16 protein-coding genes are annotated in these 13,879 nt (G+C 32.2%); 9 read left to right on the forward strand and 7 right to left on the reverse strand.

The window, feature by feature from the left end:
* Positions 1-9: 9 nt before the first annotated feature.
* The 4 genes from FTT76_RS07190 to FTT76_RS07205 form a co-directional block, all read right to left on the reverse strand.
* A complete protein-coding gene (locus FTT76_RS07190) occupies positions 10-1,803 on the reverse strand; it encodes a zinc ribbon domain-containing protein (RefSeq protein WP_180190280.1) in 1,794 nt (597 codons plus the stop codon).
* Positions 1,804-2,039: 236 nt separating this feature from the next.
* Positions 2,040-2,363 (reverse strand): hypothetical protein, encoded by a 324-nt coding sequence (locus tag FTT76_RS07195; protein ID WP_180190281.1) that lies wholly within the window; start codon positions 2,361-2,363, stop codon positions 2,040-2,042.
* A 233-nt stretch (positions 2,364-2,596) separates the two neighbouring features.
* Positions 2,597-3,067 (reverse strand): hypothetical protein, encoded by a 471-nt coding sequence (locus FTT76_RS07200; RefSeq protein ID WP_180190282.1) that lies wholly within the window; start codon positions 3,065-3,067, stop codon positions 2,597-2,599.
* Between the two features lie 113 nt (positions 3,068-3,180).
* Positions 3,181-3,699 carry a DUF2726 domain-containing protein gene (locus FTT76_RS07205; RefSeq protein WP_180190283.1) on the reverse strand — a complete coding sequence of 173 codons (519 nt, stop codon included), beginning with the start codon at positions 3,697-3,699 and terminating at the stop codon, positions 3,181-3,183.
* A 221-nt stretch (positions 3,700-3,920) separates the two neighbouring features.
* Between FTT76_RS07205 and FTT76_RS07210 the strand changes: the two genes are divergently transcribed.
* Positions 3,921-4,610, forward strand: coding sequence for a hypothetical protein (locus FTT76_RS07210; protein ID WP_180190284.1), 690 nt, complete (start codon positions 3,921-3,923; stop codon positions 4,608-4,610).
* A gap of 18 nt (positions 4,611-4,628) precedes the next feature.
* Positions 4,629-4,889, forward strand: a complete 261-nt coding sequence (locus FTT76_RS07215; RefSeq protein ID WP_180190285.1) for a hypothetical protein — start codon at positions 4,629-4,631, stop codon at positions 4,887-4,889.
* An 87-nt stretch (positions 4,890-4,976) separates the two neighbouring features.
* On the opposite strand, the gene FTT76_RS07220 is transcribed toward FTT76_RS07215, so the two are convergent.
* Positions 4,977-6,020: a hypothetical protein gene (locus tag FTT76_RS07220; protein ID WP_180190286.1), complete on the reverse strand. Its 1,044-nt coding sequence runs from the start codon at positions 6,018-6,020 to the stop codon at positions 4,977-4,979.
* Between the two features lie 112 nt (positions 6,021-6,132).
* On the opposite strand from FTT76_RS07220, the gene FTT76_RS07225 reads away from it, so the two are divergent.
* The 5 genes from FTT76_RS07225 to FTT76_RS07245 all read left to right on the forward strand — a co-directional run bounded on the left by FTT76_RS07225 (position 6,133) and on the right by FTT76_RS07245 (position 11,089).
* On the forward strand, positions 6,133-8,022 hold the full coding sequence (locus tag FTT76_RS07225) for a hypothetical protein (RefSeq protein ID WP_180190287.1): 1,890 nt from the start codon (positions 6,133-6,135) through the stop codon (positions 8,020-8,022).
* 142 nt (positions 8,023-8,164) lie between these two features.
* Positions 8,165-9,010: a hypothetical protein gene (locus FTT76_RS07230; RefSeq protein WP_180190288.1), complete on the forward strand. Its 846-nt coding sequence runs from the start codon at positions 8,165-8,167 to the stop codon at positions 9,008-9,010.
* Between the two features lie 187 nt (positions 9,011-9,197).
* Positions 9,198-9,794: a hypothetical protein gene (locus FTT76_RS07235; protein ID WP_180190289.1), complete on the forward strand. Its 597-nt coding sequence runs from the start codon at positions 9,198-9,200 to the stop codon at positions 9,792-9,794.
* A gap of 18 nt (positions 9,795-9,812) precedes the next feature.
* On the forward strand, positions 9,813-10,739 hold the full coding sequence (gene xerC / locus FTT76_RS07240; protein WP_180190290.1) for a tyrosine recombinase XerC: 927 nt from the start codon (positions 9,813-9,815) through the stop codon (positions 10,737-10,739).
* Between the two features lie 29 nt (positions 10,740-10,768).
* On the forward strand, positions 10,769-11,089 hold the full coding sequence (locus FTT76_RS07245; protein WP_180190291.1) for a hypothetical protein: 321 nt from the start codon (positions 10,769-10,771) through the stop codon (positions 11,087-11,089).
* A 27-nt stretch (positions 11,090-11,116) separates the two neighbouring features.
* Here FTT76_RS07245 and FTT76_RS07250 read toward each other — a convergent pair whose 3' ends face one another.
* Together FTT76_RS07250 and FTT76_RS07255 are read right to left on the reverse strand one after the other, a co-directional pair.
* Positions 11,117-11,542: a hypothetical protein gene (locus tag FTT76_RS07250; RefSeq protein WP_180190292.1), complete on the reverse strand. Its 426-nt coding sequence runs from the start codon at positions 11,540-11,542 to the stop codon at positions 11,117-11,119.
* 131 nt (positions 11,543-11,673) lie between these two features.
* Complete coding sequence (locus tag FTT76_RS07255; RefSeq protein WP_257235052.1) at positions 11,674-12,354, reverse strand: N-acetylmuramoyl-L-alanine amidase; 681 nt, start codon at positions 12,352-12,354, stop codon at positions 11,674-11,676.
* 302 nt (positions 12,355-12,656) lie between these two features.
* On the opposite strand from FTT76_RS07255, the gene FTT76_RS07260 reads away from it, so the two are divergent.
* Together FTT76_RS07260 and FTT76_RS07265 are read left to right on the forward strand one after the other, a co-directional pair.
* A complete protein-coding gene (locus tag FTT76_RS07260; RefSeq protein ID WP_180190293.1) occupies positions 12,657-13,235 on the forward strand; it encodes a hypothetical protein in 579 nt (192 codons plus the stop codon).
* Positions 13,236-13,796, forward strand: a complete 561-nt coding sequence (locus tag FTT76_RS07265) for a hypothetical protein (RefSeq protein WP_180190294.1) — start codon at positions 13,236-13,238, stop codon at positions 13,794-13,796. It abuts the gene before it with no gap.
* The last annotated feature ends 83 nt before the right edge of the window (positions 13,797-13,879 follow it).

The raw sequence follows: 13,879 nt of genomic DNA on the forward strand, positions 1-13,879 counted from the left end.
ATTAGAAGTCTAACTTGCTTTTTTAGTACCACATTGAGGACAAAAAACCATATGCTCCTCCAACTTAGCACCACAAGAAACACAGAATATATTTGCTTTTGCTTTTATAACAATTGGTGAAGGATTTTCATCTTGAGCACTATCAGGTAAAGCAGCGCGTTTCTCACCACCAGAAATACTATTTCCATTAACTGTATTATTAACGTGGTTCATTGAGGCAATTCTATTTAAATCACCTTGAGATGTAGGAGTAACAATGATGCTTTGATTTTTAGCAAAGCTGATCAAATGCTCCTTTAATTGCGATGCTGCATCTTTGCGCGATACCATACTTAAAATACTTCTTTCTTGGTATTTACCAAAAGTAGTTGTACAGATTTCTGCATACCAGACACGTAATGTCATTGTTTCAATATTGATGATTTCTTTTTGAGTTTTTACGGTGTCATCTAAGTAGCGACCAAAATTCATCTGTGAAAGTTGATAGTTACCACGAGCTTCAACCCAAATAAGATCTGAAACAAAATCAAAACGGCTCCATAAATAATTACCATGGTCGAAACAGAACTTTCCAAGAATCCACATGGAAATACCAAAGAAACCATAACTAAAGTAAGTAATATCCACAAAATGTCCGTTGTAAATGAAGTGAGCGAAGATACTCAATAAAACAACAGACGCTAGAAAACAGATAAGACCAAATGTATTTAAAATAGCAAGCCAGCGATAATTATGTTCCTTAAAGCATGATGCCAATGTCATATCTTTAAGCGTATTCGCAGGGACTGGCTGGGTTTCCTCAAGTACTTCACCTTCAAATGTACCGCGAACTTTATGCGTCTCAAGACTTGGAAGTAGTCTTGAATAAATGCGGTTTGGTATAGAGCTTACCCACTGATTTTGTAAATGACGTTCCAGTTCATCAAACAACTGCATTGGCTGGCCATTCATGCTTAAGCTGTCCTGAATCATACCAGCACTGGCTTGTGGTGGCTCTTTTACCATTTGTGCTAATACTGCCAGAAAGAAAATCCCGATCGCTATTAATGCCGCTACAAGTGTAAATATTGCTTTACCCATACTTGGCAACCAAGATGGTGCAATAGCATTTTGAGTTAGGAATGGAATTAGTACCGGTCCAAGAATTGCTACTAATACTAAAACTACTACCTTAGAAATACCGATGTTTTGTGATCCCGAATTGGGATTGGCCATAGGGCGCAATAGAACGATTAAGGTGATAATGTTGTAAAAAATACCCAGCCATTCAGATGAGTTAGGAGGAGCGCCTATTTGAGCAATGAGCGCACTACAAAGCGTAATGATAAAAACAATCGCATTCTGAAATTGAATTTCAGCTGCATTTCTTATAAAAAGTGGAGAAAAAATAAGATTAGGGAAAATGGTATAAAGAATACCGTTAACAGATCCACGAGGTTCCTGATAAGTTAAAGCACTTTGTCTCAAAATATCTTTTATATCTTGAGCGCCGTTAGTGGTACCAACGTCTTGACCTGATAATTCTTGTGATAAACCTACTGGTTGATTACGGCCAAAATAAAATTTTAAGTTGGATAGTCCTTTTGCTAATAGTAACCCACCATAACTAAACATAAATATACCAATTGCTAAGGGCACTACTGCAGCAAGTATACTTATGCTAAAAGCACCTTTAGCACTGAATAACAACCAAACGCCAGCCAACATAAAGATAGCTGCACCAATAACTTTAAATATATTCTCAATTTTGTATGGGTTTGGGAATTCAAAGCGCTGATCTTGTGAATTGTATTCATACGCCATTGTTGTGCTCCTGATGGCGTTTGTATGCCATGGTCAATTTAATGTCTTTAAACATGTTTTAAGCTCTGTGCTTTAATTGTTTTAATTATACTAATAATAATGAATAAATTACTTTTTATATTATTTTAACGAATAAAAAATTAAACCCTTTAAGATGGGATTTTGAAGTAAGGGAAGGGGGAAGGGTGAGTAAAAATGCGATATACATTTTTACCCATGTATTTAGATGATTATTGTTATTTCGTTTGTTTTTCAGCTGATTCAGCTGCATCGTTTAACATTGATGTGAAATCACGAGAATCTTCAGGTTCAGGTTCTGGTTGATCTGAAGTTTGTTTATTTGCTTCAAAATCATAACCTTCATTTTGTGGAGCTGGCTCACTACTTACATATTCTTCTTTAGCAGCTTGTAGATCCGCTGATGGATCGTGACTAGCAGTAGCTTCATTAGCTGCAGTATCAGCACCTTGTTGAATAGGTGCTTCATCTTTTTTACCACATCCCACTAAAGCAATAGTTAAAGCAAATGCGCCAACTAAATATTTGTACTTGGAAACCATACTGATACCCTGAATTTAATGATCAATTTGCAATATTTTTACATATGAAAGTCTGTATATACTAAATATTTACTAAATAAGCGTTTTAATAAAACAAAAACAGTAAATAAGACAATTTAGTATATACCAAAAATATTAAAGACTTTAAGTATGAAATAGTTACTAGGTCCAACTGAATGTTTCTTAGAACACAAAAAAACCACCCAAAATTGGGTGGTTTTTTTTAACAGCTCTTATTTGTTTTCAAGGTCATTATTGCTTTTGAAATCCAGGTTTTCTTCGCAATACTTCTTGACTTCAGCTTTATCAGTTGGATCTTTACCAACTTGATTCATTTCATCACGCAACCAACCAATTACTTGACCACGACCCGTCCAGCGTAAACTTGGGTCTGTACGATGTTGCCAAAAGTGTGTTACTGCACGTTTCTGTCTAGTTTTAGACTCAAATTTATTCGCTACATCTTTTTGAAGATATGCAGATAAATCGTGAACGTTATTAACGCCATCAATTTTGAGTTTAGTTTTGATAATGTTGTTAATGTCTTGAATAGCATCATTGAAAAGAGTTTTCTCTCGTGAAGCTTTCAAATCCAGTAGTCTATCAATTTCAAGTTGAATATCTGCTGGTGACATTTTCGCAACATCTGGTTTTGATACATCTAACATGTCATTATTCCCAGGTAAATTACGATTATGATTCATTTAAAAATCCTTTAGAAATATAATTGAAAATTAATTCAAAAATATCTCTTTCGACTAAAGTATTTTTACACAAATGTTTTAATAAAAGCAATTGATCTAAAAGTTATTTCTACTCATAGGTGCTTTGATAGCACTTTTCTTATACTTTTTACATCAGGGATGTGTTTAAACCTTACAACTGGAATTCCTACTGAATTGATAAGTTCGTCACGTCTTTTATCTTTATCTTTAATATAAGTGTGGTAATGAGAATCGAGTTCTATAGAAACTACAGGATGATAATCGCTATCAACGATTAAAAAGTCCACGTACAATCTACTAAACTTATTTCTGACACTAATATCTTGCGTTGTCATAAAAGCATTCATACTTACCTGAACTAATATTATTTCATTTGGATACGCCTTTTTCAATGCTTCAAACATTGTAATCTCATCTTTTGTAAGTACTTTTTTAGAAACCAGTCCTTGGGTGGGTGCTGTCTTCTTAATACTTTTAAGAGTTTTTTTAACTGGATTTGATGGTTTTAAGGAAAATATCGTATAAACCTCAAAGATTAGTTTTAAGGATAGGTATGCTAAGATTAAATAAAGTCCAAATTTGAACAATACAGAATTAAGAAAAAACTCCATCTACCTAATACACATTCAATAAATAAAACTTAAAAAACATTTAAATATTTTAATGGTTTTCCCTTATTAAAGATATAAAACAGACAAAAAATGTTTTAAAATCTATTCGTATAATGATGTTAAAATAAGTATAATCTTGTAAAGATTGAACTAAAGCTAAAAATAATTTTTTTGGCCTGGTTCAGTAAAAAAATCCAATCAATAACGTGGAAAAGCTTAAAATGGTATTAAAAAAAAGTATCTTAGCTTTACTGATCGGTGCAACTACACTGTCTGTAAACCTTTATGCCAAAAATACTACTATCAATATTAAACGGACTCCAATTGTATCATCTTCACCTATTCCGTTGATTAAGGCTAATGCCATTGAACAGTATTACATTAACGTAAAACACCGTTTTAATGGTGCCGAATTTGAACAACCACCCAAGAAAATTAAAAATATTAAATTACGAAACAATGTAATTAGTGATGGCCAAGTTATTCTTGTTGATAAGGATTCTGATAAAACTCAACTAGAAAATTACCTTCAAGCAAATCCAAAAAATTCCGAACTTTTAGCAAGTTATATAGCCCGGATGGTAAACTATAACCATGGCTATACAGTTCCTGAAAAAAATGGGAAATACAGCAAGTACTCTTCAACCACTATGTATAATGCTTTGCTTGATGAGTTGAACTATAAGTTTGCAACGACTCCAGTATTAAGTATTGAAAATTATCAAACTCAGCAAGATATTGAGGTTGCCTACTTGTATATTCTTTCACGTTTGAATGACCAAGAGAAAAATGTATTTTGGCAGTTCATCAATACTTATAAAGTGGGAAATAACATTCAGGTACCTGAAGGTACTGTAATTGCAGATGTTCTTAACACCTATAAGATCCAACTAAACTTTAAGTCGCCTTAATTGACATTGGTGCCCAATATGCTTAAAACGTTTTTTACCCCCCTAATGCGTTTTATTGTGCTGCTTGTCGCTTTTGTTATTGTGGTATGTGCTTTTGTTTTTGTTTGGGGAGTGTACACTCAGCTATTAATTTTTATTCTAAAAGCTTTTGGCTTAACGATTGATGGCATGGCTTTTGGAAAATTGTCGCTTATTGCGCTTTCCACCTTTATTATGACTGTTTTAACATCAATTTTTGCTAAAAAGCAGACCCGAAGAATAATGTCTAAGTATTCCTAATGAATACTTTTTTCATACAGATACCTCATAAGTTGAGGATAAAAAAAGCCAGTTCATAAAACTGGCTTTTTTATTGGCTATTCTTATTTAGATAATACTATCAACTCTATCACCCAAGTAGTCAGGATTGTACGGTTGGTATAAGTAGTTTTCTAAAATAGGTAAATCTGGTGCCAATACCATTCGAGATATAACTGGCAGATCCTCTTCTAAATTCAATTTAACGTATACAGCAAAAAAATCTATGTTAAATGTTGTGAAATCATATTCTTTACGACCAGCATTTTTCATTGCATCCAGCAACGGTCTAAAGTATTTATTGTTCGTTATTGAGCAATTTAGAAATTCCATAGCATCAATTTCATCGACTGAAATCTCAATAATATTGTTCAAATATTCAAGTTCAGGATTCAGTAAATCATCATTACGATCGGTAAGAAGAACCTTTGTTGAGAAGGGACCTACATTGATTAAACGACCATCATATTTCGTGTAACCGTGTTCTTCCGTAGGAATAAAATTAGAAGTGTGTACATATAGGGTAGGGTAATATTCTGTATGCCAGTTTAGATCTAAAATTTTTGTATCAGCTTCAACATAAGCCCCTTGAAGCAATGATTTATTTAAATTTGTATTCAACACTTGGTCAGGTTCAAGTACCTTACTACGATAAATGGCAGCTAAGGGAATATCGTACTGACGCAATACATAACATGTTGTGTTAAAGCTATTGCAGTAAATAGCTCGATCGTCATTTGCGCCGTTAATGTCTTCACGAACAATAATGACATGGCTGCCAATTTCACCAGCAATCTGGTAGACAACAATAGCACCCAAAGCATAGTTTTGAGTAAGCAACATCTCTCCTTCAAATCGAATCGCTGTACAGCTTTTGATTTGCTCAGAGCTTAGTGGATAGTTGCCAGGAGTAATTGTCCATAATGTCGATACTGGTACATAACGTGAAGATAAAGCATCATCACGGATCTCGCCAATAGTGATAATATTCGAGCCTTTTAAAGCATCACCTTTCTGCTCTGTAACTTCAAAAAAATTTTGATTAATAGAGGCAGTACCTGAAGATTGTGCGTTCTCTGAAGCGCTATTATTTGGTACAGATGTTTCGTTCATGAAGCAACTCACTAAAAGTTTTTATCTTTGTTTAAAAATACCACACGATAAATAGTATTAAAACTTATAATGGTATTATAAGATGAACTTTAACATTCAGAAAGGCATATTTATGTTAAACGATAAAACCCAAGATTGTTTTCTTAATAATCTAATAGGGTGTTTCTATAAAAACTACTTAATATTAAATGCTAAAACTCTGAATAGCGATTTTGTCTTAGATGTTATAGATCTATCTATTGATCAAAAAAACTTTTTAAAAGGACCTAAGAAATCAAGAATAAAGGTAGGCATACGCGATCTACCTAAGGACTACTCTGATTTTAATAGGCTAAAAGACATACTTCATGATGTAAAAACTTTATATATAAAATTTGGTCTGGATCATGACTTAATTACTGAAAGTTCTCAGCTTAGCGCCTATAAATCCCAAGACTTTCAACTTCTAAATTCTGACAGCGCAACAAAGCTTTCTGCTGCAGATGTATGGATGTTCTACATGAGATTGTTACCAATGGTGCAACACATGGAACTTGGTGGATGTAACCCCGAACACTCCAACACTATTAATCCATTTCGGTACGCGTTTAGCTTGGATAAGTTTATATGTGATTTTCCTGAAGACTTATCGTTTGAAAAATCGAAAGCATTGGTTTTTGAATTAGTAAAGAACAATTGGAGAAAGTGGGCAAACCTTAATAAATTCACGAATGAAACTACTTATGATGCAGTCTTAATCAATTCAGATTATTTGGTAATTGCTAAAGTAAACGTAACTGACGTTTCTATTGAGTTGATTGAGCTGGACAGCTTAGAAGGGCTAGTAAGTGCTTTAGTATGTGATTTGGAAGTATTGAAATGCATTTTAAAGCATAGGTTTGAACAGGTTGGATGTTCGATAGGCTCATATCGCAACTTAGCAATTGAGTACAACCCCAAGAATCATACTACTTTCCTTACGGGTAATTTTATTAAGGCAATTCCGTATATACCAAATACAACTATTGAAAAATACCTTAAGAAAGCACTTAATTTTGCTGATGGAATTAAGATTGAAGCCATTGAACCTTCTACTAAAGGTCATATACCACAAAACTTAATATTTTCATCATCCTTAGGTTTGCCATACATTCAGCTCTGCGAACATAAAATTAAAAAATCATTTTGTGATGTGATGAATATATTAGCTGAAAAGGGCGTATCTATAGAACAGCTAAGAATCGTTAATATTTTGAGTAAATATTTAGTAGAACGTGAACTAAGTCTATGGTATTTAAATATTTATACTGATAATAATTTCAATCAAAATTTAGAAAATATTCTACTCAATATTACAAATGAAACGAATGTATCTGGTAGTGGTTTAAATGAAAATATTTTAAAGGCTATTACAGACTTTGAGAACAACCACAATGTAACAGCTAAGCTGGTGTTTAAGCGTAATGCAGATCTTATCTTGATATACGAACCATCCAACCCGGATCATAGACTAGTTCGCTATGAATGGTTTTCAGAAGCCAGATACAGTAATTCAAAGGTATTTGAAGCGCACAAAATAGATATTCATAAAAAGTTCATTAAAGATAGTCTTGAAGATGTTCAGATCCTTCATAGCTTTTCTAACGATTTCTTGGCCTGGAATATGGTTCCAACATTTAACACACCTTTAGAAAAGAAAATGGCATTTGATATTTGCTTAACTGAAGACATGATTAAAACGGAGTCCAGTAAGCTAGTTGAGTTTTGCGAAACACCGGACTATTTAGACAATTTGATAACTTCATTGAGTGAAACAAGCTCTATCAATTCAGACCATCCTATATATGGGTTTTTCTTGCCATTTAAACTTCAGACTTCTGATCCTGGATACACATATGAAGGAGTATTTTTAGAAATAGATGAACAGAATAAAATAGACTTATCTAGTTCATATTTTAAAACCTTAAAGGGCGAATCTCTCCCCAAAAACTACCTAACCTTTAAAAGGCTTATTAGTTTATAAAACATGTTTAATTTTGCAATTTAAAATTTCTGTTAAACCTGTAGTAGAAAATTTGTAAAAATCTCGATATGTATATTTTTAAAAATAAAGTATTATATTGATAGTTTTAAATACCTTTAATGGAATACAAAGAGAAGATTGAATGAAATTATTAAAAATTGCTCTTGCTGGTATGCTGGGTTCTATAATGTCTCAAGCTGTAATGGCAGCTGATGATATTGAAACTCAGTCTCCTAACTTTAAAGAAGCATACGTAGGCCTTTTGACTCCTTCAAAAAACTTCAAAGTACTTGGTGGTGGGCTAATGCCTGAGTTGTCTCAATATAACTTCTCAGACAGTTACTTTGAAAACAATTCAAACCAGCGCTACAAAGCTACATACCACCTATATCAACAAATGAATCCACAACAACGTGCTATGTACCTTTTACTTCAGCATACGTCATATTTGAACGATATTTTTTACCCTCAACGGAACCCACTAACCAATCCTGATGTAACTGCAGAACAATTAAATATTGAATCAGCAAAATCAAAACTTGAAAAGTTCCGTACTGATAATGGCATAGTAGAAAAGGTTGTAGATCGTGAGACAATGCTTCAAGCATTAAAGGCGCATTATGACTATTACATGCGTGATCAATTTACAGTGCGCTTTTATGGTAAAAACCAAGAAATGTTTACCTACGGCGTGGATAATTTTACCGGTCTTAATATTCGAACTATTGAAGGTAACTTTCGAGTTGTCGATCGTAAAACTGGAACCTTGTTAGGGGATAGTATGATCAAATTAAATCATTGGGTACCAGGTAACAGAGCCAAAGAAAAGCGCACTATCAATATTCCATCAACAATGCCTGAATGGAAAGATGTAAGTATTGATGACTTAGCTATTAAATTTCAACCGACAGCAATTACTACTATGCGTGGTAAACGTATAGATATAAATCAAATATATTTAAAAAACACACAAGAATTTAACTTCTAATACACTTTTTAAAAAACGGCCATATTAGGCCGTTTTTTATAACTAACTTTTAATAATATTAAATAGGTTTAGTGTTAAAATAACAAAACAGAGTTAAACTATTTTAAAAATTGGTTGTACAATATTTAACCGTAGCCTAAGCATAATTGACTGGTTATGAAAACGCGTATCAAACACCGGAGAAAAAATGAAAAATTTCCTACCAATCATTTGCGCCGTAATCATGGCTACAGGTTGTCAAAAAACCACAACAATTTCAGCTGATCTCATCGATGTGAAAAATTTAGACATTTATAACTCGCAAAATATGACAAGCGTTAGAAGTGCTTTTGACTTAATAGTGGATGATGTATTTAAATATCCTTACTCATCCGTTTCATATTCACCATTTTTAAATGGCCCATTAGGAATAGATGGCCCTAAAGAACCTTTGGCCCAAATTGCAAATAATTGCATAAAGTCAAAAGACGTGCAGATACAGAGCATTAAAAATAAAGATAACGAAATAATCAGTTTTAAATTCTATACACCGATTGAAAAAATTAAGAATTGTATTGTTAAGGAGTCAAATGCTCCAATTAATGCAGATGCACTCATTGATTTAAACAAAAGTGCAATTTTTAAAGAGTATTCAGATAATCCTTTTTTAAGAGAGACACTTGATAACTTAAAATCAGATGGCGTAATAACGGTCAAAGAATATATGGACATCATACAAATTATTATAAAATTAGACAAAGCTGGCAAAGCAGTACAGCTTGAAAAAGTCATTAAAGATCTTTAATTAACAAGGCATCAGATCATGCAAATTTTATCAAATGAAGAGTTGATCCAAGAATGGTCTAATAGTTTAAGATTGCAAAATAAATCTGATCTTACAATCAATGAATATGTAAAATCTGTAAATATGCTTCTCAAAATGCCTTTTTTTCAAAATAAAAATCTCATCGAATTAGACCGTGAATCCCTATATTCTTTTAGACTGCATCGAGTAGAAAAAGATCAAGTTACAGCCAGAACTCTAAATAAAAATTTAGCTGGGTTAGTCAGCTTGTTAGACTTTTTATTATTAAAAGAATACATAGCAGAAAACTTCTTTTCTGATATTCGTGTAAAAGATAAAAAAGTAAGTTTACCAAGGCCCATAGATGTTAATGCAATTCACCAAATTTTAGATAATAAACAGGCAGTTAATCCCAAATACACTAATCAGCATTTAAGGGATCTTGCAGCAGCTGAAGTGGCATATTCTGGTGGTCTTCGTATATCTGAATTACATGCAATCAAATTATCTGATATCAATTTATCTGAGGCAAAGATCCACATAACAGGGAAGGGGAACCAGGACAGATTTGTGTTTCTGGGCAAAAAAGCAATTGAGGCACTTTCTATTTGGAAATTAATTAGAAGCCGTTGGATTGAAATATCCGGTATTGAAGATTGTGGCTATTTATTCATTTCTCCAACTGGTAAACACATAAGTAAAAATCATTTAGGGGCATGTATTACGGCGCTCTTAAATACTGGTGGTTTTGGTAGACTAGGAAGTACTCATACATTACGACATAGCTTCGCATCTCATTTATATAACCGAACAAAAGATATTCGAGCAGTACAAGAAATGCTTGGCCATAAAACAATTTCTTCTACCCAAGTATATGTTCTTGTAGATCATGACACGTTAATTGAATCTTATAAGGATGCTCACCCAAGAGCTAATAAAGAATAATGAACCTAAATGAAATGAGGTAATTTATAATGATTAAATTTGATAATTTTTTATTAAAATCTTTTTTAAAGCATATTGGTTATGTTGTGATTGGTATTGGTGTAATTGCATTAATATTATTTGTGATTTACATGGTCTATTTGGCAGTGATCAATACATCAGCTTATGTTTATAACAATCCTATGTCTACTCTAAAAGGTATTGGTTATGTATTATTGATCGGATTTATTTTAAACTTAATGATAGCGTTATTTGAAAGCATTATTAAAGATGCAAATGAAAAAAGAAGTAAAATGCAAACAAATCAACATGAATGCAACTATTTGAATAAAAACAATGAGAAAGAGTAATTCCTTTTACTCCTATACCGTTTTATCTCAAACAATATTACGATATTTATTATAAAGCTTAATATTAATATGGTCCCTAAATTCAGCATATCCTGTTTTACCTAATTCTCTATAAGTAGTGCTTTCATTCGTAATCATAAACTCTAGCTTACTAAGCGTATTTAAGTAATCAATATTATGTGAGCTATTTTCTGCAAATAAATCCTTATTTTTATTATAACGATCAATCACTACCTTAATTTCAACAATGTCTTGATTAGATATTTTAGTATTATCCAATACAGCACCAACCCCAACAAATCCTAAAATAAAAGTGATAGTTAGAATGCTTGAAATCGATAAAGATTTTTTATTGATTTTATATTTCTGGAAAACTATGCTTAATAGTATAGCCAACAATGAAAATAAAATTAATATTAAGCCTCTTTGATCCAGATAGTCAGAAAACAACATAATTAAAGCCCTTAAAATTCTATATTTTTATAACATATTTAAAGACTTAGAGGTGTTTAACACATTTAAGATTTATATGAGAATTATTTCAAACTCTCAATATGTATATACCAAATTGACAATTCAGAACTTTAGATGAAGCTTAGACAATTAGTTATTGAATTTGCAATGTTTTCAGAAATGCGCCAAATAACTTGTTGATTTGATAGTCTTTGCGCTTCATTTGGATTTGATATAACACCAATTTCAATCAGAATTGCTGGCTTGTTAGATCGCTTTAACACGACTAGATCATTATATTTGTAGACTCCATTCCTAGTCAGTAATTCTTTATTTTCTCCAGGTATTTTTAATCCATGAAATGTTGATGGCGTTTCGCCAGATGCAATTAAATTCTTACCTATATGATCAGCGCACTTTAAACTTTTTGAAAAATGCGGATTTTTTTTAGATACAAATATTGAAAAACCATGCAATGAATTTTTTAAGTGATCTAATTCCTTGGGGTTTGAATCATGGTGTATAGAAATCAATAGATTAGCATTACCATGGCGAGTAGCCCTGTCCACCAATGATATTTTTTGCTCTTTAGTAAAGGTTCTATGCATTTCAATTTTGTTTCTTTTCAAAAAATACTCAATAGAGTTCGTCATACTTAGATTATAGATATACTCAGGATAACCATTGGCTGCAGTGGTACCGGCTTGCTTAGGGGAGTGTCCAGCATCGAGCACAACACTTTTGGCGAAAGACATATTGGCCATTGAAAAAATAGAGACAGTTAAAACTATTTCTTTATACAGCTTAAACATTGGATTTACCTTTTAAAGCTACAATCATATTAATATAAAATATATTTTCAAAAAATAAATGGGTTTAACGAAAGTTTGTTAATATGTTTAATGGGTGGTTCTAAATATCTTAAAATATGTTTACTAATTATACAGTCTTAGATCTAAATCATATTCATAACATCTTTACGCGTTTTGTAAGGAGTCATCCACGCCCTTTGTGTACAACAGACATCGTAAAAGGATTAGTTGATATAGCAGAGGACTCCACTAGCAATCATCGGTGGCTGCAGAGATCTATTCAACGTCTTTTGAAGTCTTGGGTGGAATTGGGGATTATTGAAGACCTAGGCACATCAACTAAACGTTCTTCTAAATACTTCAGGCTAAGTAAGTATGGTGAACTGTATGTCAGCATATGTAGGGAAAAAACTAAGGTAGATTTTTTTGACAATCCCAAGCTGTTAAAAAATAAATCAGATATATCATTTAGATATTTTTTTGTTTTGTTATTCGCTATTCAAAATTCAGGTAAAAAGTTCACTCCAGACGAAATTAAGAAGTTTGGTGATTTGAACGGCTATAATATTAGTAAGAGATCCTGGCAAAGGAATCTAAATTTGTTTGTGAGCTCAGATGTATTTTTTTCTCAAAAAATAGAATCAACTACCACGTTGAGTTACCAAATTAATAATAAAACCATCTCAATGTTGAATATCCAAATTCAGGATTTTCAAGTGATTGAATTTGAGAAAAACCTAATTTCATTGGGAATTATCAATAATTTTGAAAGTTATATTGACTACAATCTATTGATTTTTCATATTTTATTTAGAGAGTGGATGGATAGTCCAAATAATTTTGAGTATTTTGTTGATCAATACTTCTATAAGGCAAATTAAATGATTAAACGCGCTACAGACATAGGTAATGAGCTTGAACGGTACAGAACCCTTAACACTAAGATGACCATTCTTTTTCTTATAGGGCTGGGAAACATAGCACTCTATACGGTTATAAGCTACAAATACCCATCGATCTTATTTGATGAAAGCTTAATCACTTTTAAAACCTTTATCGATATTGCTATATATTTTGTTGTTTTTATCACTGGTTTGAGCATTTTGGGCAGAATATATTATCAACATAAAATCAAATACAATACATCACTTCAGCAACGTTCAACTGAACGTTCACTTGATGATAATACAGCCAGAACTAAATTTATTTTCGAAAATGGCATCCAGATTAAAAAAATTAAAAAAACAGTTATTGCATTAATTGTAATGTTAGTTATTGAATCTTTGCTGTATTTTGGTTTTGAATATTTTTCATTCATATATTTGAGTTGGTTTTTTCTTGGACTTGCTATGTTGACATCAGCATTAATACTTGTGTTATTGATCAATATGTTCTTATGGAAGATCCAACTGAACAATATTATAAAAAATCCTGTGAAGTAAAAAGCATAATTATTTGATGGTTTACGGTGTAATACACCGTAAATCTAATAATCAATTTAACATATTGAATTGACATCCATATT

Source organism: Acinetobacter sp. YH01009 (assembly GCF_013420765.1).
In the GTDB taxonomy this organism is placed as follows: domain Bacteria; phylum Pseudomonadota; class Gammaproteobacteria; order Pseudomonadales; family Moraxellaceae; genus Acinetobacter; species Acinetobacter amyesii.

Excerpts from the sequence above, each read along its gene's own strand:
- FTT76_RS07220 (WP_180190286.1), bottom strand. The coding sequence starts at position 6,020 with ATGAACGAAACATCTGTACCAAATAATAGCGCTTCAGAGAACGCACAA.
- FTT76_RS07210 (WP_180190284.1), top strand. The coding sequence starts at position 3,921 with ATGGTATTAAAAAAAAGTATCTTAGCTTTACTGATCGGTGCAACTACA.
- FTT76_RS07195 (WP_180190281.1), bottom strand. The coding sequence starts at position 2,363 with ATGGTTTCCAAGTACAAATATTTAGTTGGCGCATTTGCTTTAACTATT.
- xerC (WP_180190290.1), top strand. The coding sequence starts at position 9,813 with ATGCAAATTTTATCAAATGAAGAGTTGATCCAAGAATGGTCTAATAGT.
- FTT76_RS07235 (WP_180190289.1), top strand. The coding sequence starts at position 9,198 with ATGAAAAATTTCCTACCAATCATTTGCGCCGTAATCATGGCTACAGGT.
- FTT76_RS07245 (WP_180190291.1), top strand. The coding sequence starts at position 10,769 with ATGATTAAATTTGATAATTTTTTATTAAAATCTTTTTTAAAGCATATT.
- FTT76_RS07205 (WP_180190283.1), bottom strand. The coding sequence starts at position 3,699 with ATGGAGTTTTTTCTTAATTCTGTATTGTTCAAATTTGGACTTTATTTA.
- FTT76_RS07250 (WP_180190292.1), bottom strand. The coding sequence starts at position 11,542 with ATGTTGTTTTCTGACTATCTGGATCAAAGAGGCTTAATATTAATTTTA.
- FTT76_RS07255 (WP_257235052.1), bottom strand. The coding sequence starts at position 12,354 with ATGTTTAAGCTGTATAAAGAAATAGTTTTAACTGTCTCTATTTTTTCA.
- FTT76_RS07265 (WP_180190294.1), top strand. The coding sequence starts at position 13,236 with ATGATTAAACGCGCTACAGACATAGGTAATGAGCTTGAACGGTACAGA.
- FTT76_RS07200 (WP_180190282.1), bottom strand. The coding sequence starts at position 3,067 with ATGAATCATAATCGTAATTTACCTGGGAATAATGACATGTTAGATGTA.
- FTT76_RS07215 (WP_180190285.1), top strand. The coding sequence starts at position 4,629 with ATGCTTAAAACGTTTTTTACCCCCCTAATGCGTTTTATTGTGCTGCTT.
- FTT76_RS07225 (WP_180190287.1), top strand. The coding sequence starts at position 6,133 with ATGTTAAACGATAAAACCCAAGATTGTTTTCTTAATAATCTAATAGGG.
- FTT76_RS07230 (WP_180190288.1), top strand. The coding sequence starts at position 8,165 with ATGAAATTATTAAAAATTGCTCTTGCTGGTATGCTGGGTTCTATAATG.
- FTT76_RS07190 (WP_180190280.1), bottom strand. The coding sequence starts at position 1,803 with ATGGCGTATGAATACAATTCACAAGATCAGCGCTTTGAATTCCCAAAC.